Here is a 19,142-nt window from a genome sequence, read left to right on the forward strand (position 1 = left end):
TTTATATGATTCCAAAATATCGCAAGCTTTTTAATGACCAATTTACCAATGAAAAATACACAGCTTTGAAGAAAGATATTGCGGATGACTTTGATTATGAACCTACTTTTAGATTAGCAGAGACTCCTTTTTTTATTTCTAATGAATTAAAAACACAATTGATTGAAGGCTGTAATGATGTTATAGCTTTAATTCAACAAAAAGACTTTAAAAAACTTACTGATAAATCATTAAAATTGAATAAAAGAGTACCTAACGAAGATGAACACACCACTTTTTTAGCTATTGATTTTGGAATTTGCGAAGAAAATGGAAATACTATTCCTAAATTAATTGAAGTCCAAGGCTTTCCCTCTTTGTATAATTATCAAATAAATTTATTCGAAAAATTCAAAAAACATTACCCTTTTTTAGAAGAATTAACTCCATTTTTAAATGGTTTAACTTCGGATGAATATCTCAAAAATTTAGACGATGTTTTTTGCAACAATCACCCAAAAGAGAATGTTGTATTATTAGAAATTGAACCTGAAAAACAAAATACTAAAATTGATTTTTATTATTGCAAAAGAGATTTAGGAATTCCTTTTGTTTGTGTAACTAACGTGATTAAAAAAGGAAAACAATTATTCTACAAAAATGAAAAAGGAAAAGAAATCCAAATCAAACGTATTTATAACCGAGTAATTTTTGATGAACTCAATCTGCGCAAAGATTTAAAAATGGATTTCAGTTTTTCGGATGATTTAGATGTTGAATGGGCTGGACATCCTAATTGGTTTTTCAGAATTAGTAAATATATTTTGCCAATGCTCAAAGGCAAATATTTTATAGAAACTACTTTGTTAAGTGAATTAAAAGAAATTCCGCAAGATTTAGAAAATTATGTGCTAAAACCATTGTTTTCTTTTTCGGGTTCAGGTGTTATTTTTCATGTAAAACGCGAAGATATTGAAGCAATTGTCGATAAAGAATTGTATATTATTCAGAAAAAAGTCAACTATTTACCTATTGTTCAGTCTCCCGATGGAAAGGTAAAAGCAGAAGTAAGAATGCTTTGCACTTGGAAAAAAGAAGATAAAGCTCCTACTCTATTGTGCAATTTAGTACGCTTGAGCCGCGGTGAAATGATAGGTGTAAAATACAATCAAGACAAAGACTGGGTAGGCGGAACTATTGGATTGTTTGAAAGATAGGTCTACTTCTTCCAGAATTTTTTAAACAAAACAGGACATATTTTTTGCATAGTTTTAGGATCATCTACATTCCAATTGAATTCTAAAATAGGATAATTATCATCGGTAGTTGTAAAGTTCTCATAGTCAATGTATTCCTCAGCTTCTTTATTGGTCATTTCTTTAAAAGCATTATTAGCTACGTACCAAAAACCTTCAAAATCATAGGCTTGTGGTTCGTTATTAACTAAATTAGCCAAATAATCAGGATTTTCCAGCGATTTATAATAAGCTTCTTTTCCTCGGGAAATTAACCAGCATCTAAAGTAATCAAAACCATCATCGGCCACACCGTTACTAATAATATAATCAGCACACCATAAATTAGAAGTATAAGAATCAAACATTAATTTATCGGTTCTCAGGCGAAAACCAATCATTTCTTTTGGAGAAAGTTGTTCTAAAACCGAAGTGAGATATATTTCCTGATCTTCCTGATTAGAAGTTTCTTTAAGTGATTTTTCTACGATTTCCCAATAGCTGTTTTCGTCCAACATTTCGTTGGTAGCTTTAAAATGTATCGAATCCAGATCAATTTTTGATGCAACTTCTAGAGTATCACTACTAGTAAGTAAAGCACTAGTATTGGCTTTATTATCTTGACTAAAAGAAGCCGTTGTTACCATCAGAAACAAAAATAAAAAAAAAGCAGATTGTCTCATATTGCTAAAATATTTGATTAAACAGTGCTGAATTACTGGATAAAATTAGTCTATTTTATTTTCTAATATGAATTCCTGTTACATAAAAATTAGGATCAACAATAAGTTTTGAATTATCTTCAACATTTGTTTCTGTTTTCCAATTTGTTTGCGGTTTTAAACACTTTTCTACTCCGTTTACAGTAATTTTTATTGGCATATTGAAATCCGAAACACAATTGCTCCAATGGTAAACTAAATTATTTTTTTCAAAATAATATTCTAAAACAGGAATTCTTGTATCTCTTAAATATTGATTAAAAAAAGAAGTTAAATCCATTGAAGTTTTCTGGCTCAAATAATCTTCTATTTGTTTCGTAGTAACCGTTTGATGATAAAACGTAGCATTTAACCCTCTTAACAATGCTCTCCATTTTTGGTCGTTATTTAGCAGTTGACGCAACGTATGTAACATATTAGCTCCTTTATAATACATATCACTCGAACCTTCATTATTTACATTATAATTCCCAATGATGGGTTTATCATTCAAAATATTTTTTCTAAGTCCTCGTAAGTAGGTATAAGCTGCTTCTTTTCCATAATAATATTCTAAAAAAAGACTTTCGGAATAATTAGTAAAGCTCTCGTGAATCCACATATCTGCAATATCTTTGTTAGTGATATTATTAGCAAACCATTCGTGTCCAGATTCATGAACAATGATAAAATCAAATTTTAATCCCCAGCCCGTTCCGCTTAAATCACCTCCTAAATAACCGTTTTGAAATCCATTACCGTAAGTTACCGAACTTTGATGCTCCATACCTAAATAAGGAACTTCAACCAATTTGTAACCGTCTTTATAAAAAGGATAAGGACCAAACCAGTATTCAAAGGCCTTCAACATTCTAGGAACTTCTTTGAATTGCTTTTTGGCTTTCGCCAAATCGTCTCTCAAAACATAGTAACTACAATCTAACGTTCCTTTTTCGCCTTTGAATTTTTCTGAAAAAGAGACATAATCCCCAATATTGATGTTTACTCCATAATTATTTATGGGATTAGAAACGTACCAATTATAAGTTGTGGTGCCATCATTGTGTTTTTTTACACTAAGCAAACGACCATTGGAAACATCCTTCAAATTAGACGGAACATTCACACTAATGTACATATCGTCAACTTCGTCATACATATGGTCTTTATTAGGCCACCAAACACTGGCTCCTAATCCCTGACAGGAAGAAGCAATAAAGGGATTTCCATTTGAGTCTTTTGTCCAAGTAATTCCGCCATCCCAAGGTGGATTTACCGCAACTTTGGATTTTCCTCCATAAAAAATAGTTAGTTCTTTAATGTCACCTACTTTTTGTGGAGCAAGTAAATTAATGAAATATACATTTCCTTCTCTGCTGAAATTCACTTCCTTTTTATCTTGCACCACGCGACTAATAACAAGAGGTGTTTGCAAATCTATTTGCATTATTTGGTATTCTTCTAATACTTTATATCTTATAGCATTAGAACCTGTAATTGTGCTATCTAGCGGATTTACTCTAACATTCAAACGGTATTGTTTTAAGTCCCACCAAGAGCGCTCTTTAGTAATACTTCCTCGCAAACTATCTTGCCTAGTAAACAAGTTGGTCTCCTTATTTAATAATCCTTGTGCTTTTATTTCATTCGAAAAAAAGAATGAAAAAAAAATAATAAAACAAAGTATTCTCATAGTCTAAAAGCCTTTTCAGGGAAATTATATTGAAGAAAAAAGATTGAGATTAATGCAACTTAGTCACTTTATTTTGCTCCACCACTACAGTATAATCTGAAATTAAACGGTCTACATACTGATTTAGTAATTCTAAAATCCGTTCGTTTTTATCCGATTTTACTATTAAACCAGCGTGGTAGTCTAAAGGAACTCTAAAACACACTTCTGGATCATTAAAAGAAGTCAAATCTGGATGTTGGAATTTAGACAAAGTCAAAACAATACCAGCATATTCTTTCTTAATTTTTGGCAAATGATACTCTTTTTCTTTAACCAAAGCATCTTCAATAGATGCCCATTCTTTCCAGAGATTCACATTAGAGGCTGCTTCTACCATTTCAGCAATATGTGCGCCACCTACACGAGAAGAGGTTTCGAGAAAGTAGATTTTTCCATCTTCATTGCATTTAATAAACTCCGTATGAGCCACTCCATTTTTTAAGCCAAAACTTTTTAAAACTTCCTTGTTGATTTTTTTTATTTCAACATCGTCATCTGAATCATAAGGAATATTTGAGGTTCTAAAAACGCCACCACCTTGAGAAATTTCCATAGGTGTAGCTAAATATTTAGAAGTTAAACTAAATAATAGTTTTCTATCTACAACTAAACTATCACAATGATACACATCACCAGGTTTAAATTGTTCCAAAAGGTATTTGAAACGATTATTCCCCATTTCGTTAATGTGAATCCACAAGCTTTCTTTGTCATAGACTTTAATAATTCCTGCAGCAGAAGCTTCTGAGCGTGGTTTTAATACCCAAGGAGGTGAAACTGTATCAGCATAAGTATTAATATCATGATTATTAAATAAGGAACAAAAAGCAGGAATAGGAATTCCACAACTTTTAGCCCTCATGCGCATGGCTAATTTATCTCTAAAATAACGACCTGTAGTTTGTCCCATGCCGTCTATCCTAAGATTTTCACGTAAATAAGTTGCTTTTTCAACATCGTAATCGTCTAAAGCAATAATAGCGTCAACTTTATTGGATTTCATCAAATTACCAACACCTAACAATAAATATTCTAAGTTCCATTCGGTATCGGAACCTTGCATATAGAAAATTTCGTCTATAAAATCCTTAGGCCAAGGTTTGTCTCTCAGTTTTTCAGCGGTAACAAGATACACTTTGTTTCCTAATTGTTTTAACTGAATTAAAAAATCAGTTCCTTTGAAATAATTTGAAATACAAACGAAGGTTTTAGCGTTTCCCATAAAGTCATAAATTTTCTATGAATTTAGTTAATAAATGTACACCATAAGCAGTTGCATGCTTACTTTTTGCAAATTCATCATCACCAAAAGCTACACCCGCAATATCCAAATGTGCCCATGCTTTATGTCCTTCTGTAAAAAATTCTAAAAATTTTGCTGCACTAATAGCTCCGGCCACTGGTTTCCCACTGTAATTCTTCACATCAGCAATATCACTTTCTATATCACTTTTATACGAATCCCATAAAGGTAATGGCCATAATCGTTCTCCAATAGATTCTCCTACTTCTTGAATTTTTTCAGAAATTAATTCATTATTGGTAAACAAGGCTCCGGCTTCATAGCCTAAAGTAGCCACACTATTTCCGGTAAGCGTTGCAATATCTATCAAGAATTCCGGATTGTAATTTTTAATTAGATAGGACAAGCCATCGGCAAGAACAAGTCTACCTTCGGCATCCGTATCAATAATTTCAATTGAATTTCCACTGTAACTATGTATCACATCACTTGGTAAAAAGGATTTGGCATCCACTGCATTTTCGGCACAAGGCACAATAGCAGTAACTTTTATAGTCAATTGCAAATCGGCAATCAATTGCATGGCTCCAAAAACAGCTGCACCACCGGCCATATCACATTTCATGTGAACCATTCCAGCTGTTTTGATATTCAACCCACCAGTATCAAAGGTGATTCCTTTTCCAACAAGACCAATGTGTTTTAAGTTTTCTTTTGGCTCTTTAGGAGTGTAATTCATAATTACAAATTGGGCTTCGTTTTCACTGCCTTTTCCAACAGCTACAAATGCCCCTAATTTTTCCTTTTTAGCTTCTTCTAAACCTATAATTTTTACCTCAAAACCATACTGATTTCCTGTTTCCAATGCCCATTTTGACAAATATTTTGGAGTAACAATATTAGGTGGTAAATCGACTAATGAAAATATTTCAAGCTGCGCATTGGCAATTTTAATAGCTTTTTCAATAGTTACCGTATACTTTTTTGAAGTCAGAATTTTCAAATCAAAATCTGGATTTAAAAAAGGATGCAATTCCTGTTTTTTATAATGACCAAGATTGTAAGTTCCTAGTAACAAACCTGAAACAGTAGCTTCAACTTGTTCTTCGGTAAATACATCTGGTAAAAATAAAGACACATCTGATGCAAATGTGTCTTTTTGTTTTATAGCAATTCGTCTGAATATTGTTTTTAACGACTTGTAATCAATCTCTTTCCCTAGTCCAATAAAAACATAGGTCTTATTATTTTTTTCAGCTAAATAAGTACTGTCTTTTTTTCCAAAAAACAGCTTAGAAGATATTTTTAGTCCATCAAATTGAAACGGCATTAAATTTTGTGCAGTGGTTTCAAAAACGGGAATTAAAACAGTTCCTGAAAAATTTTCTAAGCTATTAATTATTGTCGTTTTCATTTATTTAATTGTCTTTAGTGTTAAAAAACAGCCACTCTATTGCTTTAGGAAATTCGTCACTCCAATAGGTTTCATTGTGTTTTCCTAATTTATTAATGCTTAGATTAATCTTCATTTTATCATCAACAAACTCGCTCTCCAGCATGCTATTTTTAAACGTTTCCACATGTTCAATCATGGTTTCACTTTCATCTCCGCCTGCATACAGATAGATTTTTGTGTTTTCAGTGTCGGTATAATTTTTAATTTTCATTTTAGGAGCTACCCAAAGCGAAGGTGAAAATATCATTAATTTACCAAAGATTTCTGGATACCGTAAACCAGAAAAAATACTGACCAAAGCTCCCATAGAACTTCCTCCAATCCCTGTAAAAGCTCTTTCTTTTTTGGTTCTAAAATTACTATCCACATAAGGTTTTAGCGTTTCAACTAAAAATTTAATGTATTTTTTTCCTTGTCCTTTTCCTAAAACTGTTTTCCCAACATTGTATTCTTTTAAGCGATCTTCTTCTGCATGTTCTACAGCAATAACAATGATTTTACCCACATTGTATTCGGACATTACAGCTAGTTTTTTATCAATTTCCCAATTGCCGTATTCCGCATTTTCATTAAATAAATTCTGCGCATCTTGTAAATACATTACGGGATAACTTTCGCTAGAATCATCATAATCATGCGGTAAAAGTGCCCAAACTTTACGTGTAGTGTTTAATTGAGGGATTTCAAATTCATCTGAAATTAACTGGATTTGAGGTAAGAAATTAGGTTTAAAAGGCAACCAATTTCTTCGCCAATGAAATACATGTTCGTTTTGAATTCCTGTGTGTTTAGTAGTCAAACGATTTTCTGTTCGTTCACCATTAGCATCAATTTCTACAGCGCTCCAGTCTCCCTTAGTGAACTTATATAAAACCGTTTCTGGTAATTTAAAATCATGAGTGAATTTAAAATGATACAATCCTACACCTACTCTTTCCATTACAAATTCCTTGTCTTGAGTGCGCCAATCATTAAAATTCCCAGATATATAAACGGGACGAGAATCATCTTCATCAGTAGTTAATATGATATGTAAGCCTGTTTCTATTTTTGTATCGATTAAGTCTTCTGAAAAATGAGTTTTATCAAAAATCATAAGTAGTTGTGTCTAAATAATTAATTTCTGTTGTAAATATAACAGATTGGATTTTGGTGAAAAAATGAAAACGAGTCAACTAAAGAAATTTAATCTCCAATTGACTCGTTTTCACAATAAATTAACACAAAATATAGATGCTATTTCTGATAACTTTTTAAAAATTGTAGGACTTTAAAAAAAATTAAATTCTTTTTATTCCTTTTGTAAAATCTTCATCATTACGCTTTAATTTGAAAATATATTCAGAATTAACAGCTATTTCGAGATAAAATTCATCATTCTCATTTATTTTATTCCAATATTGTTCATCAAAATCAATGATGTTTATTTTCCAATCATCGAATTGTATTCGATGTTCGATAGGTCTTTCACTCTCATTATTGTATATTTTATTTTTGACTTTTACAATTCCAACATATTTGATTTTATCTTTCAAATCAAGAGTATAATTGTTTTCTACTATGGCTTTTAAAAAAACTAAGCCAAAAACAACTAAAGAAATTATCTTTATAAAAAGATAAGCTTTGTCTCCAATAAAATCTTTCAATATAAAATAGTTAAGAACAAAAAATAAACTAGAAAGAATTAAAACACTAAAATTAGTTTTATTATTTTTTTGTTGTTTGTGTTTTAATTCTTTAATATCTGAATCCGAAAATGGTTGTTTGATTAAAGACGACAATTCTCCCAATTATTTCTGACGGCTTTTTAAAACCTCAATTACATCATTAAGTTTGTAGCCCTTAGCTTGTAACAGAATTAAATAATGAAAAAGTAAATCGGCACTTTCGCTTAAGAACAAATCATCATTTGCATCTTTAGCTTCAATGACTACTTCTACAGCTTCTTCACCTACTTTTTGAGCAATTTTATTGATTCCTTTTGCAAAAAGAGAAGCCACATAACTTTTCTCAGAATCAGCATTTTCTTTTCTCGATTCAATAGTTTCCTCTAATTCTGAAATAAAACCATAATTGGCATTATTTGGCGTTTGCCAGCAAGTGTCAGCTCCAGTGTGACAAGTTGGCCCAACAGGTTGAGCTTGAATTAAAAGAGTATCGCCATCACAATCATTCTTGATATCCACCAAGTTCAAAAAGTTACCACTCTCTTCTCCTTTTGTCCAAAGTCTTTGCTTGGAACGACTGAAGAAAGTTACTTTACCAGTTTCAATGGTTTTTTGAAGTGATTCTTCGTTCATATATCCTAACATCAGAACATTTTTGGTCTCACTATCTTGAATTATCGCTGGAATCAATCCGTGTGCGCTTTTGATATCTATATTCATTTTTATAATTTATAATTGAAAAATTAAAAGATTAATATAATCTAGCTTCTTTTCTCTTTTTTCTATGTTCTATAATCTGACTTCTATATTATTATCTTTCAATTCCTTTTTCAAGGTTTTGATTTCAATTTCTTTAAAATGAAAAACACTCGCTGCTAAGGCTGCATCTGCTTTACCTTTAATAAAAGTATCTGCAAAATGTTGCATATTACCTGCTCCACCCGATGCAATAATAGGAATATTAACTAAGCTTGACAATTTTGCCAAAGCTTCATTAGCAAATCCATTTTTAGTTCCATCATGATCCATTGAGGTAAAAAGAATTTCACCTGCTCCTCTTTGCTCTACTTCTTGTGCCCAATCAAACAATTTAATTTCTGTAGGTACTTTTCCACCAACCAAATGCACCATCCATTCGCCATCAATTTGTTTGGCATCAATCGCAACAACTACACATTGACTTCCGAATTTTTGAGCCAAATCATTAATCAATTGCGGATTCTTTACTGCCGAGGAATTGATGGAAACCTTGTCGGCTCCATTTTGCAAAAGCACTTCCACATCCGAAACTGCTGAAATTCCACCACCTACAGTAAATGGTATATTAATGGTTGCCGCTACTTTGCGAACTAAATCTACTAAAGTTCTTCTTCTTTCTTCCGTTGCCGAGATATCCAAAAACACCAATTCATCCGCACCTTCATCCGAATAGATTTTGGCTAATTCCACGGGATCACCCGCATCACGCAAATCTACGAAATTAACACCTTTTACGGTTCTTCCGTTTTTGATATCCAAACAAGGGATTATTCTTTTTGTAAGCATTGTTTTTAAAGTTGTTGATTATTGGTTATTGGTTATTGGTCAATGGTCAATGGTAAAAACTATCAACCGACAACTATCAACTATTAACCTATTATATATTGTTCCAATTGTTTCAACGTAATTCTTCCTTCGTAAATTGCTTTTCCGATAATGGTTCCTTCGCAACCAATTTCGGCTAATTTAGGCAATTCATCAAAAGTCGAAATTCCACCAGAAGCGATTAATTTTAAACCTTTGGCTTGCGCCAAAATTTTAGCGTATAAATCAAAACTTGGACCTTCCAGCATTCCGTCTTTGGCAATATCAGTACAAATTACGTATTCAATTCCTTTAGCTTGATAATCCTGAATAAAAGGAACTAAATCTTCGTTTGAATCTTCTAGCCAACCTGAAACCGCCACTTTTTCGTTATTAGCATCGGCACCTAAAATAATTTTATCGACACCAAATTTAGAAATCCATTGTTCAAAAACTTCACGGTTTTTTACCGCAATACTTCCTCCTGTAATTTGGTTAGCACCACTTTCGAAAGCAATTTTTAAATCGGAATCTGCTTTTAAACCACCACCAAAATCAATTTTTAAACTAGTTTGCGTCGCAATTTGTTCTAAAATTTTATGATTTACAATTCGACTTGACTTAGCTCCGTCTAAATCTACTAAATGCAAATATTCGATTCCGTGTGCTTCAAATTCTTTGGCTACTTCCAACGGATTTTCGTTGTATATAATTTTTGTATTATAATCTCCTTTGGACAAACGCACGCATTTTCCGTCGATGATGTCTATAGCTGGTATTATTCTCATTTTATTTGTCATTGCGAGGAACGAAGCAATCTCATTCCGCTGATTTTTTAATATTGTTATTAAAATTTTAAAGCTTCAGGAAATTTCCTAAAATTTTCTCTCCTATATCACCACTTTTTTCCGGGTGAAATTGTGTACCAAAGAAATTTTCATTTTCTAAAGCCGATGAATACGCCATCTCGTAATCGGTTGTAGCAATGGTTTCAGCACATAAAGGCGCATAAAAACTATGTACCAAATACATATATTCGTTTTCAGCTACATCCTTAAATAAATCCGATTTTAGATTATAAATCGTGTTCCACCCCATTTGTGGTACTTTCACTTTTGGAGAAAACTTAACTACATCCACATCAAAAATCCCCAATCCGTCTGTGTTTCCTTCTTGTGTGTGTTTACACATCAATTGCATTCCCAGACAAATTCCCAAAACGGGTTGCGTCAATGTTGGTATCAAAGTGTTCAGACCGCTTTCCTTTAGCATTTTCATAGCGTAACTAGCTTCTCCCACTCCTGGAAAAATCACTTTGTCAGCAGCTTTGATTTCGGCTGGATCATTACTCAAAACAGCTTTATAGCCCAATCTCTCGATGGCAAAAATAATGCTCTGAATGTTTCCTGCTCCGTAATTTATGATTACTATTTTCATTTTTTTAGTTGTTAGTTGTCAGTTGTCAGTTGATAGCCAACAACTATCAACCGGCAACCATAAACTTTTAAAGCATCCCCTTCGTGCTTGGCAAAATCATTTTCTCAGTATCACGCTTAACCGCTACTTTGATCGCTTTCGCAAAAGCTTTAAAGATAGCCTCAATTTTGTGATGTTCGTTATCCCCTTCCGCTTTGATGTTGATGTTAGCTTTTGCTCCATCAGAAAACGATTTGAAAAAGTGGAAAAACATCTCTGTTGGCATCTTCCCCACCATTTCACGTTTAAATTCGGTTTCCCAAATCAACCAGTTTCTTCCACCAAAATCAATCGCTACTTGCGCTAAACAATCGTCCATTGGTAAACAAAATCCGTAACGCTCAATTCCTAATTTATTTCCTAAAGCTTTAGAATAGACTTCTCCTAATGCAATTGCTGTGTCTTCAATGGTGTGGTGTTCGTCAACCTCTAAATCTCCTTTTACTTTGATGTCCAAGTCCATTTGTCCGTGACGCGAAATTTGGTCCAACATGTGATCAAAAAAGGCAATTCCGGTATCGATGTTACTTTTACCTGTTCCGTCTAAATTTAATTTGATATAAATATCAGTTTCGTGTGTTTTTCTTGTTATAGACGCTGTACGAGCCTCTAATTTTAAAAACTCATAAATTTTTTTCCAATCGGTTGTTTGTAAAGAAATTGTATCTTCTAATTCATGATGAGCTACTGAAGTTTCGTTTGCTCCTAAACCTTCTTCCTGTTTTAAAAATATAGCTTTTGCACCTAGGTTTTTAGCTAATTCTACATCGGTAATTCGGTCTCCCAATACAAATGAGTTGGCCAAATCATAGTTGGGATTGTCAATATATTTTGTCAACATTCCTGTTCTAGGTTTACGAGTTGGCGCATTGTCTTCTGGAAAAGAACGATCGATAAAAATATCATCAAATAACACCCCTTCGTTTTGAAACGCCTTCAGGATAAAATCCTGTGTAGGCCAAAAAGTATCTTCCGGAAAACTAGCAGTTCCCAAACCATCTTGGTTGGTTACCATTGCCAATTCATAATCCAATTCGTTAGCAATTTTAGCCAAATATTGAAAGGCCTTTGGATAAAACTCTAATTTCTCCAAGCTGTCTAATTGGTATCCTTCTGGTTCTAAAACAATCGTTCCATCACGATCTATAAAAAGTACTTTTTTCATTTATTTTGTAAATTAATGTAGTCTATTTAAATTTAAAGACATTTAGTGTCTTCTTCCATATTTAACATTTTTTGTTTTGCAGTATTTTCAGTTACTTCTTCACAATAAATATTATTAATAAAAAGACCTGTTTCAAAAACAAGCTGCACATAAGTTATTTTTCCAGATTCAACCTGAACTTCAAATTTTTCAGCTTTTTCTTTTGATTTTTTTCCTCCAAATTGAACTGAACATTCATGTTTACCAACAGGAACTTCATGAATTGAATACTTTTTATTATTCAATTTACAAACAAATTCTCCATCAATAAAAGTTTTAAATGCTGCTGCAGAACCTTGAAATCCCGTTGATCTCAAAAAATAAATTTTACCTGTTTGTGCATTTTCTTTGTCTTGAGCTGAAACAAATGAAGTAACTATTAATGAAACTAAAATTGTAAATATTATTTTTCTCATTTGATACTATTTTTATTATTTAATTGCTTTCAAAGCCTCTATTAACTTCTTATTTTCCTCAGCTGTTCCAATAGTAAAACGCAAGCAATTTTCACAAAGTGGTTGCGTTGTTCTGTTTCTGATTACGATTCCTTTCCCAATCAATTCATCATAACGTTTGTTAGCATTATCTACTTTTGCCAGGATAAAATTAGCTTCAGAAGGGTAAATTTTCTCAACAAATAGCACCTCATTCAACACTTTAAGTAAAGATTCTCTTTGAGTTATGATTGAGGTAATTTCGTCATTGATTTTAGCTTGATCTCTCAGTCGTTCTAAAGCTCTTTGTTGCGTTAATTCGTTTACGTTATACGGAGGTTTAATTTTGTTTAAAACTGCTATCACTTCAGCAGCACCATAACAAATCCCCAAACGAATTCCTGCTAATCCATAAGCCTTAGACAAGGTTTGCGTAATGATTAAATTAGGATATAGGTCTAATTTTGCTAACCAGCTTGCCTTATCCGAAAAGTCAATATAAGCTTCGTCAATCACAACAAAACCATTGAATTTTTCTAAAATAGTGGTTACACTTTCTTCGGTAAATGAATTTCCTGTTGGGTTATTTGGTGAACACAAAAAGATGATTTTTGTGTTTGGGGTAACCGCTTCTAGAATAGCTTCTACTCTTGGTTGGAAACTTTCAGAAAGAACAATTTCTTTGTGCTCTACATTGTTGATGTTTGCCAGCACCCCATACATTCCATACGTTGGTGGCAAACTAATGACATTATCTTCTTTAGGTTCACAAAAAGCTCTGAATAACAAATCCAGTACTTCATCGCTTCCGTTTCCTAGTAAAATTTGGTTGGTATTCAAACCTTTGTTTTTTGCCAAAACTGCTTTCACACTGTTTTGCTGTGGATCTGGGTAACGGTTTACCCCATTTTGATACGGATTTTCATTGGCGTCCAAGAAAACCATATTGGCGGTATCAAAATCCTCAAACTCATCACGCGCAGATGAATAAGGCTTCAACACCTTAACATTCGCACGAACTAAATTATTTATATCGAAATTTTTCATTTTTTTTTCATTTTTAGAGAAAAGAGGAAAGAAGCAAGAACAAAGACTTCTAAACGAAATCTATATTTTTCTTCTCTTTCTTCTCGCTTCTTGCTTCTTATTCTAAACTTTTCAATCTCAACGTTACCGCATTCTTATGTGCCTGTAAACCTTCGGCTTCTGCCATGATTTCTATGGCGCTTCCGATGTTTTGAATTCCAGCTTCAGAAATTTTCTGGAAGGTCATTGATTTCATAAAGCTATCCAAATTGACACCGCTGTAATTCTTAGCATAACCATTCGTTGGTAAGGTATGATTGGTTCCTGAAGCATAATCTCCGGCGCTTTCTGGTGTATAATTCCCTATAAAAACCGAACCAGCATTCTGGATTCCATCAACATAAAAATCGTTAGTGGCCGTGCAAACAATAAAGTGCTCCGGACCATATTCATTGATTAAATCCAATGCAATAGCATCGTTTTCGACAAAAATCAATTTAGAATTCGCAATGGCTTTTTCGGCAATGTTTTTTCTTGGCAACACTTCTAATTGCGATTGGATTTCGTTTTCAACAGCATCCATCATCGCTTTAGAAGTCGAAACCAAAATTACCTGACTGTCCGTTCCGTGTTCTGCTTGGCTTAACAAATCTGAAGCTACAAAAGCAGGGATCGCAGTATCATCGGCTACAACTAACAATTCAGATGGTCCGGCAGGCATATCAATAGCGACACCAAATTGGGTTGCCAATTGTTTAGCCACGGTTACATATTGATTTCCGGGACCGAAAATTTTATATACTTTAGGAATTGCTTGTGTTCCAAAAGTCATTCCGGCAATCGCTTGGATTCCTCCAACTTTGACGATTTTAGTCACACCGCACAAATTGGCAGCATACAAAATAGCAGGATTGATATTTCCGTTTTTATCGGGTGGCGAACACAAAACAATTTCGCTACAACCTGCAATTTTAGCAGGAACAGCTAGCATTAATACCGTAGAAAATAAAGGAGCAGTTCCGCCAGGAATGTATAAACCTACTTTTTGAATTGGTCTTTTTTCCTGCCAGCATTGCACCCCTTCTGCAGTTTCTACAGAAACACGAGTTGTTTTTTGTGCTTTATGAAAAGTCTCTACATTGGCTTTTGCCAAAGCAATAGCTTCTTTTAAATCGTTTGGCAAACTAGCCACAGCGACTTCAATTTCAGTAGCTGTTACTTCGATATTCTCAAAAGAAACACCATCAAATTGTGTTGTATATTTGGCTACAGCCACATCTCCTTCTTTTTGAACGGCAGCAAATATTTCTTTTACTGTTCCTTCAATATCATTTACCGTTTTGGTTGGTCTTTCTAAAATAGAAGTCCAAGTATCGGGTGTTGGATTGTATATTTTGTTCATCTTTTTCCTCTCCCCCAGCCCCTCTCCAAAGGAGAGGGGAGCTAGGTCGTTAAAATTATTTATTTCAAAAGCCCTCCCTTTGGGAGGGTTGGGTGGGATTATAATACCATTTTCTCAATTGGGCAAACTAGAATTCCTTCGGCACCGGCTGCTTTCAATTGATCAATTACTTCCCAGAAAGTATCTTTGTCAATCACAGTGTGCACACTACTCCATCCTTCTTGTGCCAATGGCATAACTGTAGCACTTTTTAAAACGGGAAGAATACTGCTTACCGCTTCAATTTTATCGTTTGGAACATTCATCAAAATGTATTTTGATTTACGCGCTCTTAAAACTGATTCGATTCTGAATTTTAAGGTATCAATTATTTTTTGAGAATCAGCAGAAACTTTTGGAGAAACAGCTAAAACTGCTTCGCTTTTAAAGATTACTTCGACTTCTTTCAAATTGTTTTTAAACAACGTACTTCCGCTGGAAACGATATCTACAATGGCATCGGCTAAGCCAATATTGGGTGCAATTTCTACCGAACCGGAAATTTGGTGAATATCAACTGTTACTCCTTTTGAATTACAATAATCAATTACTGTATTTGGATACGAAGTTGCAACACGTAAACCTTCTAAATCCTGAATAGAGTTGTACTCAAATGTTTTTGGTACAGCAATTGAAACCTTACATTTAGAAAAACCTAATTTTTGAATAACTTCAATGTTTTTTCCTTTTTCAACCAATAAATTATCACCTACAATAGCGATATCTACTACTCCATCAATCAAATATTGAGGAATATCGGAGTTTCTTAAATACAAAACTTCTAACGGAAAATTAGAAGCTTCAGCTTTTAACTGATCAATACCATTGTTGATAGAAATCCCCGCATCTTTAAGAATTTGGATACTGTCTTCGTTTAATCTTCCTGATTTTTGAATTGCAATTTTTAACGTACTCATTGTTTTGTTTTTTTATGTTTTATTGAATGTGTTTGAGTACAAAGGACTTAACACACAATGAAAAACCCGTTTGATGTACTCAAACGGGTTTATTAATATGATGACTTACACGCATACCATTAACACATCGCCTGAGAGCAATAATGTGAATGATGATGATGCAATTGATTTGATAACATTATAATTTTGTATTCGTATTTTGTTGCGCAAATATAAGAGATAAAAACATTACAAACAAATTTTTAATTTAACTAAATGTTTCGAAAATATTAAAAATATTTAGTCCTTAGTTGTTGCCGATTGTGAATTTTCATTTAGAGGAATAACATGAATTGAATCTGTTCGGATTTCAGTATGACGAATTTCCCCTCCTGATGTTCCTACTTTGGCAGAAAAAAATACGGCAACTAAAGCTATCACCAGAATTGCATACGAAAAAAAATTAGCTTTGGGATGATTTTTAATATTAGTAATAATTCCAATAACAGAAACAACAGCTAGCAAATACAAAATAATTGCAAATTTTTCCGCTAATTCTTCGTGATTATGGATAATTTTACGACCAATATCAGGCATATCTTTGACTAATTTTTCAGCTCCATCTCCAGTAGTCATACTAAATACAGCAAAAACAGCAGCAATTAAAAATAAAAAACAGGCTGTGTTTTTGATGGGAGTGTTTTTAAAATATATTCCTCCTATTAAAACCAACAAACCTAAAATAGTTCCAACAATTGGAAAATGGTTTACCAACAGATGTAAGTGCGCGTCGTTCATAATAATGTATTTTTAATTATTAAATGTTCTGTGTTTTATCCTGCTAAAGAAACTCCTATTAATGAGCCAATACCATAAGTCACTGCGGCGGCGGCTAATCCAAACAAAACCTGTCTGAAACCAGAAAATAAAACTCCTTTTCCAGTCAATAAGGTTATGGCAGCTCCAATACCAAAAAGACCAACTACACAACTACCCAGACTCAAGAAAACAGCATTTTGCCCTTTCATAAAAATAAAAGGATAGAGCGGAATAATGGCTCCAACTGAAAACAAGAGAAAGGACGCTATAGCAGCTTCCCAAGCTGAACCACCTAACTCCTCTTTATCAATTCCTAATTCTTCAGTGATAATGGCATCCATAGCAGTATCAGGACTTTCAAAAGCTTTTTCGGCTAATTTTTGAGCTTCTTCCACACTCATTCCTTTGGCCTGATAAAGCAAAACCAACTCTTTTTTTTCATCCTCAGGAGAAGCTTCTAATTCTTCCATTTCCAAATCGATTTGGCGTTGGTTTAATTCTCTCGAACTTTGAACTGATAGCCATTCGCCCATAGCCATTGAAATAGAACCTGCCAAAAGTCCTGCAATTCCAGTTAGTAAAATAGTATTATTAGAAACCGAAGCTCCAACAACACCCATTACCAGACTCATATTAGAAACCAATCCATCATTAGCTCCTAAAACAGCAGCTCGCAAAGCATTACCACCTACCGATTTATGACGACTTTCAAATTTAGAAAGTAAAACCCCTGACACATTAAGGGATTCATTTTCACTAACCGCTTCAATAATATTCAAATGATTGTGTTCAAAACCAGTAGCTTTAATTCCTTTGGCTCTTTTATCTTTTAAAGCAATTTCAGCAAATTCTCTTTCAGTATTAGATAAATTACTGATAATACTCCCGTAACCAAAATATTTCCCTGCTTTTAGTTGCCATTTTGCTCTTGAAGAAGCCATTGGCATTTGATGATTTGCGTCAATTGTCCTTACTTTATTCAGCATGTGTTCAGCATGACCATGTTCTATTTCTGCCAAACCATTCAGCACTTTACTTAAATTTGGATCATTTTGAATACTAGCGATGCTTTCATACAGAAAAGCAGTATCTACCTCCGTCTGTAATTGATTTTTTAGTTTCTTTAAATCCATAGTAAGTATTAATTAGTAACGTCGTAAACTCCTTTGGTCAAAACAATCGATTTTTCATTAATTTGATTATCAGCTATTAACTCTACATAATTTTCAGTTGTAGCGCCTACAGTAACAGCTACTTTTTGAAAAGTATAGATTCCATCTTTATTATCTTTTAATAAAAGTACGAAATTTTTGTTTTCTTCTTTCAATAAAGCATCTTTAGGAATTGCTAATCCTTTTTTGGTATCTACAATAATATTTGCTTCAGCAAACATTCCTGTTAACAATTGTTGCTTTATATTTTCGTCTAAATGTGCATGAATATTTATCACTCTATCATTTCCTTCAATTGATTTTCCAACCAAATGCACTTTAGCATGAAAAACTTCTTTTGATGCCTCGGGAATAGTAAACAGTATATCCTGTTCTTTTTTGATTTTCAAAATATCTTTTTCAAAAACAGCTAATTCTAGATGTAAATGATCGGTTTGTATAATCTCTAAAATTACATCGGATGGATTGACATGCATTCCTAAATTAGCATTCATCACTACAATATCACCCGAAATAGGAGCATAAATAGTAACAACCGATGTTAGTTTTCCTTGTTCTACATTAGTAGGATTAATGTTCAATAACTTTAATTTTTCTTTTAGCGATTGATACATTCCCTTAGCACGGCGATAATCACTTTCAGCTTTTAAATAGTTTTTTTGAGAAGAAATTTTTTCATCAAAAAGAGTTTTCTGACGGTTATATTCTGATTTTAAATAATTGATTTGTTCCGCAACTTCTAGATATTCTTTTTGAATATCTAAAAACTCGGTGTTTTCTAAAGTCAATAAAGCTTGCCCTTTAACCACTTTATCCCCCACTAACAAACGAGTTGATTTGACATAACCTCCCATAAAACTAGTTATTTGGGCTCTGTTTTGCGGAGGAACATCAATTTTTCCAGAAGTTTTAACAGTAACATCAAAATTTTGTTCTGTGGGCTTAGCAATTTCCATGGCAGCCGATTGAAATTGAGCGCTGCTTACAGTAATCAAATCGGAATCAATAACAGGAGTTTCTTCGGTTTTGGCTTCTTTGCAAGAAAATAAAACAACTGCTAAAGAAAGTATAGTGACTATTTTTTTCATTGGATCA

Annotated in this window: 19 protein-coding genes; 1 reads left to right on the forward strand and 18 read right to left on the reverse strand. The window is 33.2% G+C overall.

Annotation, left to right across the window (positions count from 1 at the left end):
* The first annotated feature begins 5 nt into the window (after positions 1-5).
* On the forward strand, positions 6-1,196 hold the full coding sequence (locus AC4FRF_RS13995) for a hypothetical protein (RefSeq protein ID WP_491160263.1): 1,191 nt from the start codon (positions 6-8) through the stop codon (positions 1,194-1,196).
* Positions 1,197-1,198: 2 nt separating this feature from the next.
* Here AC4FRF_RS13995 and AC4FRF_RS14000 read toward each other — a convergent pair whose 3' ends face one another.
* From AC4FRF_RS14000 to AC4FRF_RS14085, 18 genes are all read right to left on the reverse strand, one after another.
* Positions 1,199-1,897: a DUF4240 domain-containing protein gene (locus AC4FRF_RS14000; protein WP_491160265.1), complete on the reverse strand. Its 699-nt coding sequence runs from the start codon at positions 1,895-1,897 to the stop codon at positions 1,199-1,201.
* 55 nt (positions 1,898-1,952) lie between these two features.
* Positions 1,953-3,608: a M1 family metallopeptidase gene (locus tag AC4FRF_RS14005; RefSeq protein ID WP_491160267.1), complete on the reverse strand. Its 1,656-nt coding sequence runs from the start codon at positions 3,606-3,608 to the stop codon at positions 1,953-1,955.
* A 49-nt stretch (positions 3,609-3,657) separates the two neighbouring features.
* Positions 3,658-4,872, reverse strand: coding sequence for an ATP-grasp domain-containing protein (locus AC4FRF_RS14010; protein WP_491160269.1), 1,215 nt, complete (start codon positions 4,870-4,872; stop codon positions 3,658-3,660).
* Positions 4,873-4,876: 4 nt separating this feature from the next.
* On the reverse strand, positions 4,877-6,307 hold the full coding sequence (locus tag AC4FRF_RS14015) for a leucyl aminopeptidase family protein (protein WP_491160271.1): 1,431 nt from the start codon (positions 6,305-6,307) through the stop codon (positions 4,877-4,879).
* Positions 6,308-6,311: 4 nt separating this feature from the next.
* Entirely contained in the window at positions 6,312-7,445 is a 1,134-nt protein-coding gene (locus AC4FRF_RS14020; RefSeq protein WP_491160273.1) for an alpha/beta hydrolase, read from the reverse strand.
* 184 nt (positions 7,446-7,629) lie between these two features.
* Positions 7,630-7,995 (reverse strand): hypothetical protein, encoded by a 366-nt coding sequence (locus AC4FRF_RS14025; RefSeq protein WP_491160275.1) that lies wholly within the window; start codon positions 7,993-7,995, stop codon positions 7,630-7,632.
* A gap of 144 nt (positions 7,996-8,139) precedes the next feature.
* On the reverse strand, positions 8,140-8,736 hold the full coding sequence (hisIE, locus tag AC4FRF_RS14030) for a bifunctional phosphoribosyl-AMP cyclohydrolase/phosphoribosyl-ATP diphosphatase HisIE (RefSeq protein ID WP_491160277.1): 597 nt from the start codon (positions 8,734-8,736) through the stop codon (positions 8,140-8,142).
* Positions 8,737-8,805: 69 nt separating this feature from the next.
* On the reverse strand, positions 8,806-9,561 hold the full coding sequence (gene hisF / locus AC4FRF_RS14035; RefSeq protein WP_491160279.1) for an imidazole glycerol phosphate synthase subunit HisF: 756 nt from the start codon (positions 9,559-9,561) through the stop codon (positions 8,806-8,808).
* A gap of 83 nt (positions 9,562-9,644) precedes the next feature.
* A complete protein-coding gene (hisA, locus tag AC4FRF_RS14040) occupies positions 9,645-10,367 on the reverse strand; it encodes a 1-(5-phosphoribosyl)-5-[(5-phosphoribosylamino)methylideneamino]imidazole-4-carboxamide isomerase (RefSeq protein WP_491160281.1) in 723 nt (240 codons plus the stop codon).
* 67 nt (positions 10,368-10,434) lie between these two features.
* A complete protein-coding gene (gene hisH / locus AC4FRF_RS14045) occupies positions 10,435-11,016 on the reverse strand; it encodes an imidazole glycerol phosphate synthase subunit HisH (protein WP_491160283.1) in 582 nt (193 codons plus the stop codon).
* A 67-nt stretch (positions 11,017-11,083) separates the two neighbouring features.
* Positions 11,084-12,220 carry a bifunctional histidinol-phosphatase/imidazoleglycerol-phosphate dehydratase HisB gene (gene hisB / locus AC4FRF_RS14050; protein WP_491160285.1) on the reverse strand — a complete coding sequence of 379 codons (1,137 nt, stop codon included), beginning with the start codon at positions 12,218-12,220 and terminating at the stop codon, positions 11,084-11,086.
* A 32-nt stretch (positions 12,221-12,252) separates the two neighbouring features.
* Positions 12,253-12,675 carry a DUF2846 domain-containing protein gene (locus AC4FRF_RS14055; RefSeq protein ID WP_491160287.1) on the reverse strand — a complete coding sequence of 141 codons (423 nt, stop codon included), beginning with the start codon at positions 12,673-12,675 and terminating at the stop codon, positions 12,253-12,255.
* A 15-nt stretch (positions 12,676-12,690) separates the two neighbouring features.
* Positions 12,691-13,740: a histidinol-phosphate transaminase gene (hisC, locus tag AC4FRF_RS14060; RefSeq protein ID WP_491160289.1), complete on the reverse strand. Its 1,050-nt coding sequence runs from the start codon at positions 13,738-13,740 to the stop codon at positions 12,691-12,693.
* Between the two features lie 97 nt (positions 13,741-13,837).
* Positions 13,838-15,121: a histidinol dehydrogenase gene (gene hisD, locus AC4FRF_RS14065; RefSeq protein WP_491160291.1), complete on the reverse strand. Its 1,284-nt coding sequence runs from the start codon at positions 15,119-15,121 to the stop codon at positions 13,838-13,840.
* 98 nt (positions 15,122-15,219) lie between these two features.
* Positions 15,220-16,077 (reverse strand): ATP phosphoribosyltransferase, encoded by an 858-nt coding sequence (gene hisG, locus AC4FRF_RS14070; RefSeq protein WP_491160293.1) that lies wholly within the window; start codon positions 16,075-16,077, stop codon positions 15,220-15,222.
* 279 nt (positions 16,078-16,356) lie between these two features.
* The gene (locus AC4FRF_RS14075) at positions 16,357-16,854 is read right to left on the reverse strand and encodes a DUF2231 domain-containing protein (protein WP_491160295.1); all 498 of its coding nucleotides are present in this window, start codon (positions 16,852-16,854) and stop codon (positions 16,357-16,359) included.
* Between the two features lie 35 nt (positions 16,855-16,889).
* Positions 16,890-18,008 (reverse strand): VIT1/CCC1 transporter family protein, encoded by a 1,119-nt coding sequence (locus tag AC4FRF_RS14080; RefSeq protein WP_491160297.1) that lies wholly within the window; start codon positions 18,006-18,008, stop codon positions 16,890-16,892.
* A gap of 8 nt (positions 18,009-18,016) precedes the next feature.
* Positions 18,017-19,135, reverse strand: a complete 1,119-nt coding sequence (locus AC4FRF_RS14085) for an efflux RND transporter periplasmic adaptor subunit (RefSeq protein ID WP_491160299.1) — start codon at positions 19,133-19,135, stop codon at positions 18,017-18,019.
* Between the last annotated feature and the right edge of the window lie 7 nt (positions 19,136-19,142).

It is taken from the genome of Flavobacterium sp. ST-158 (assembly GCF_058309975.1).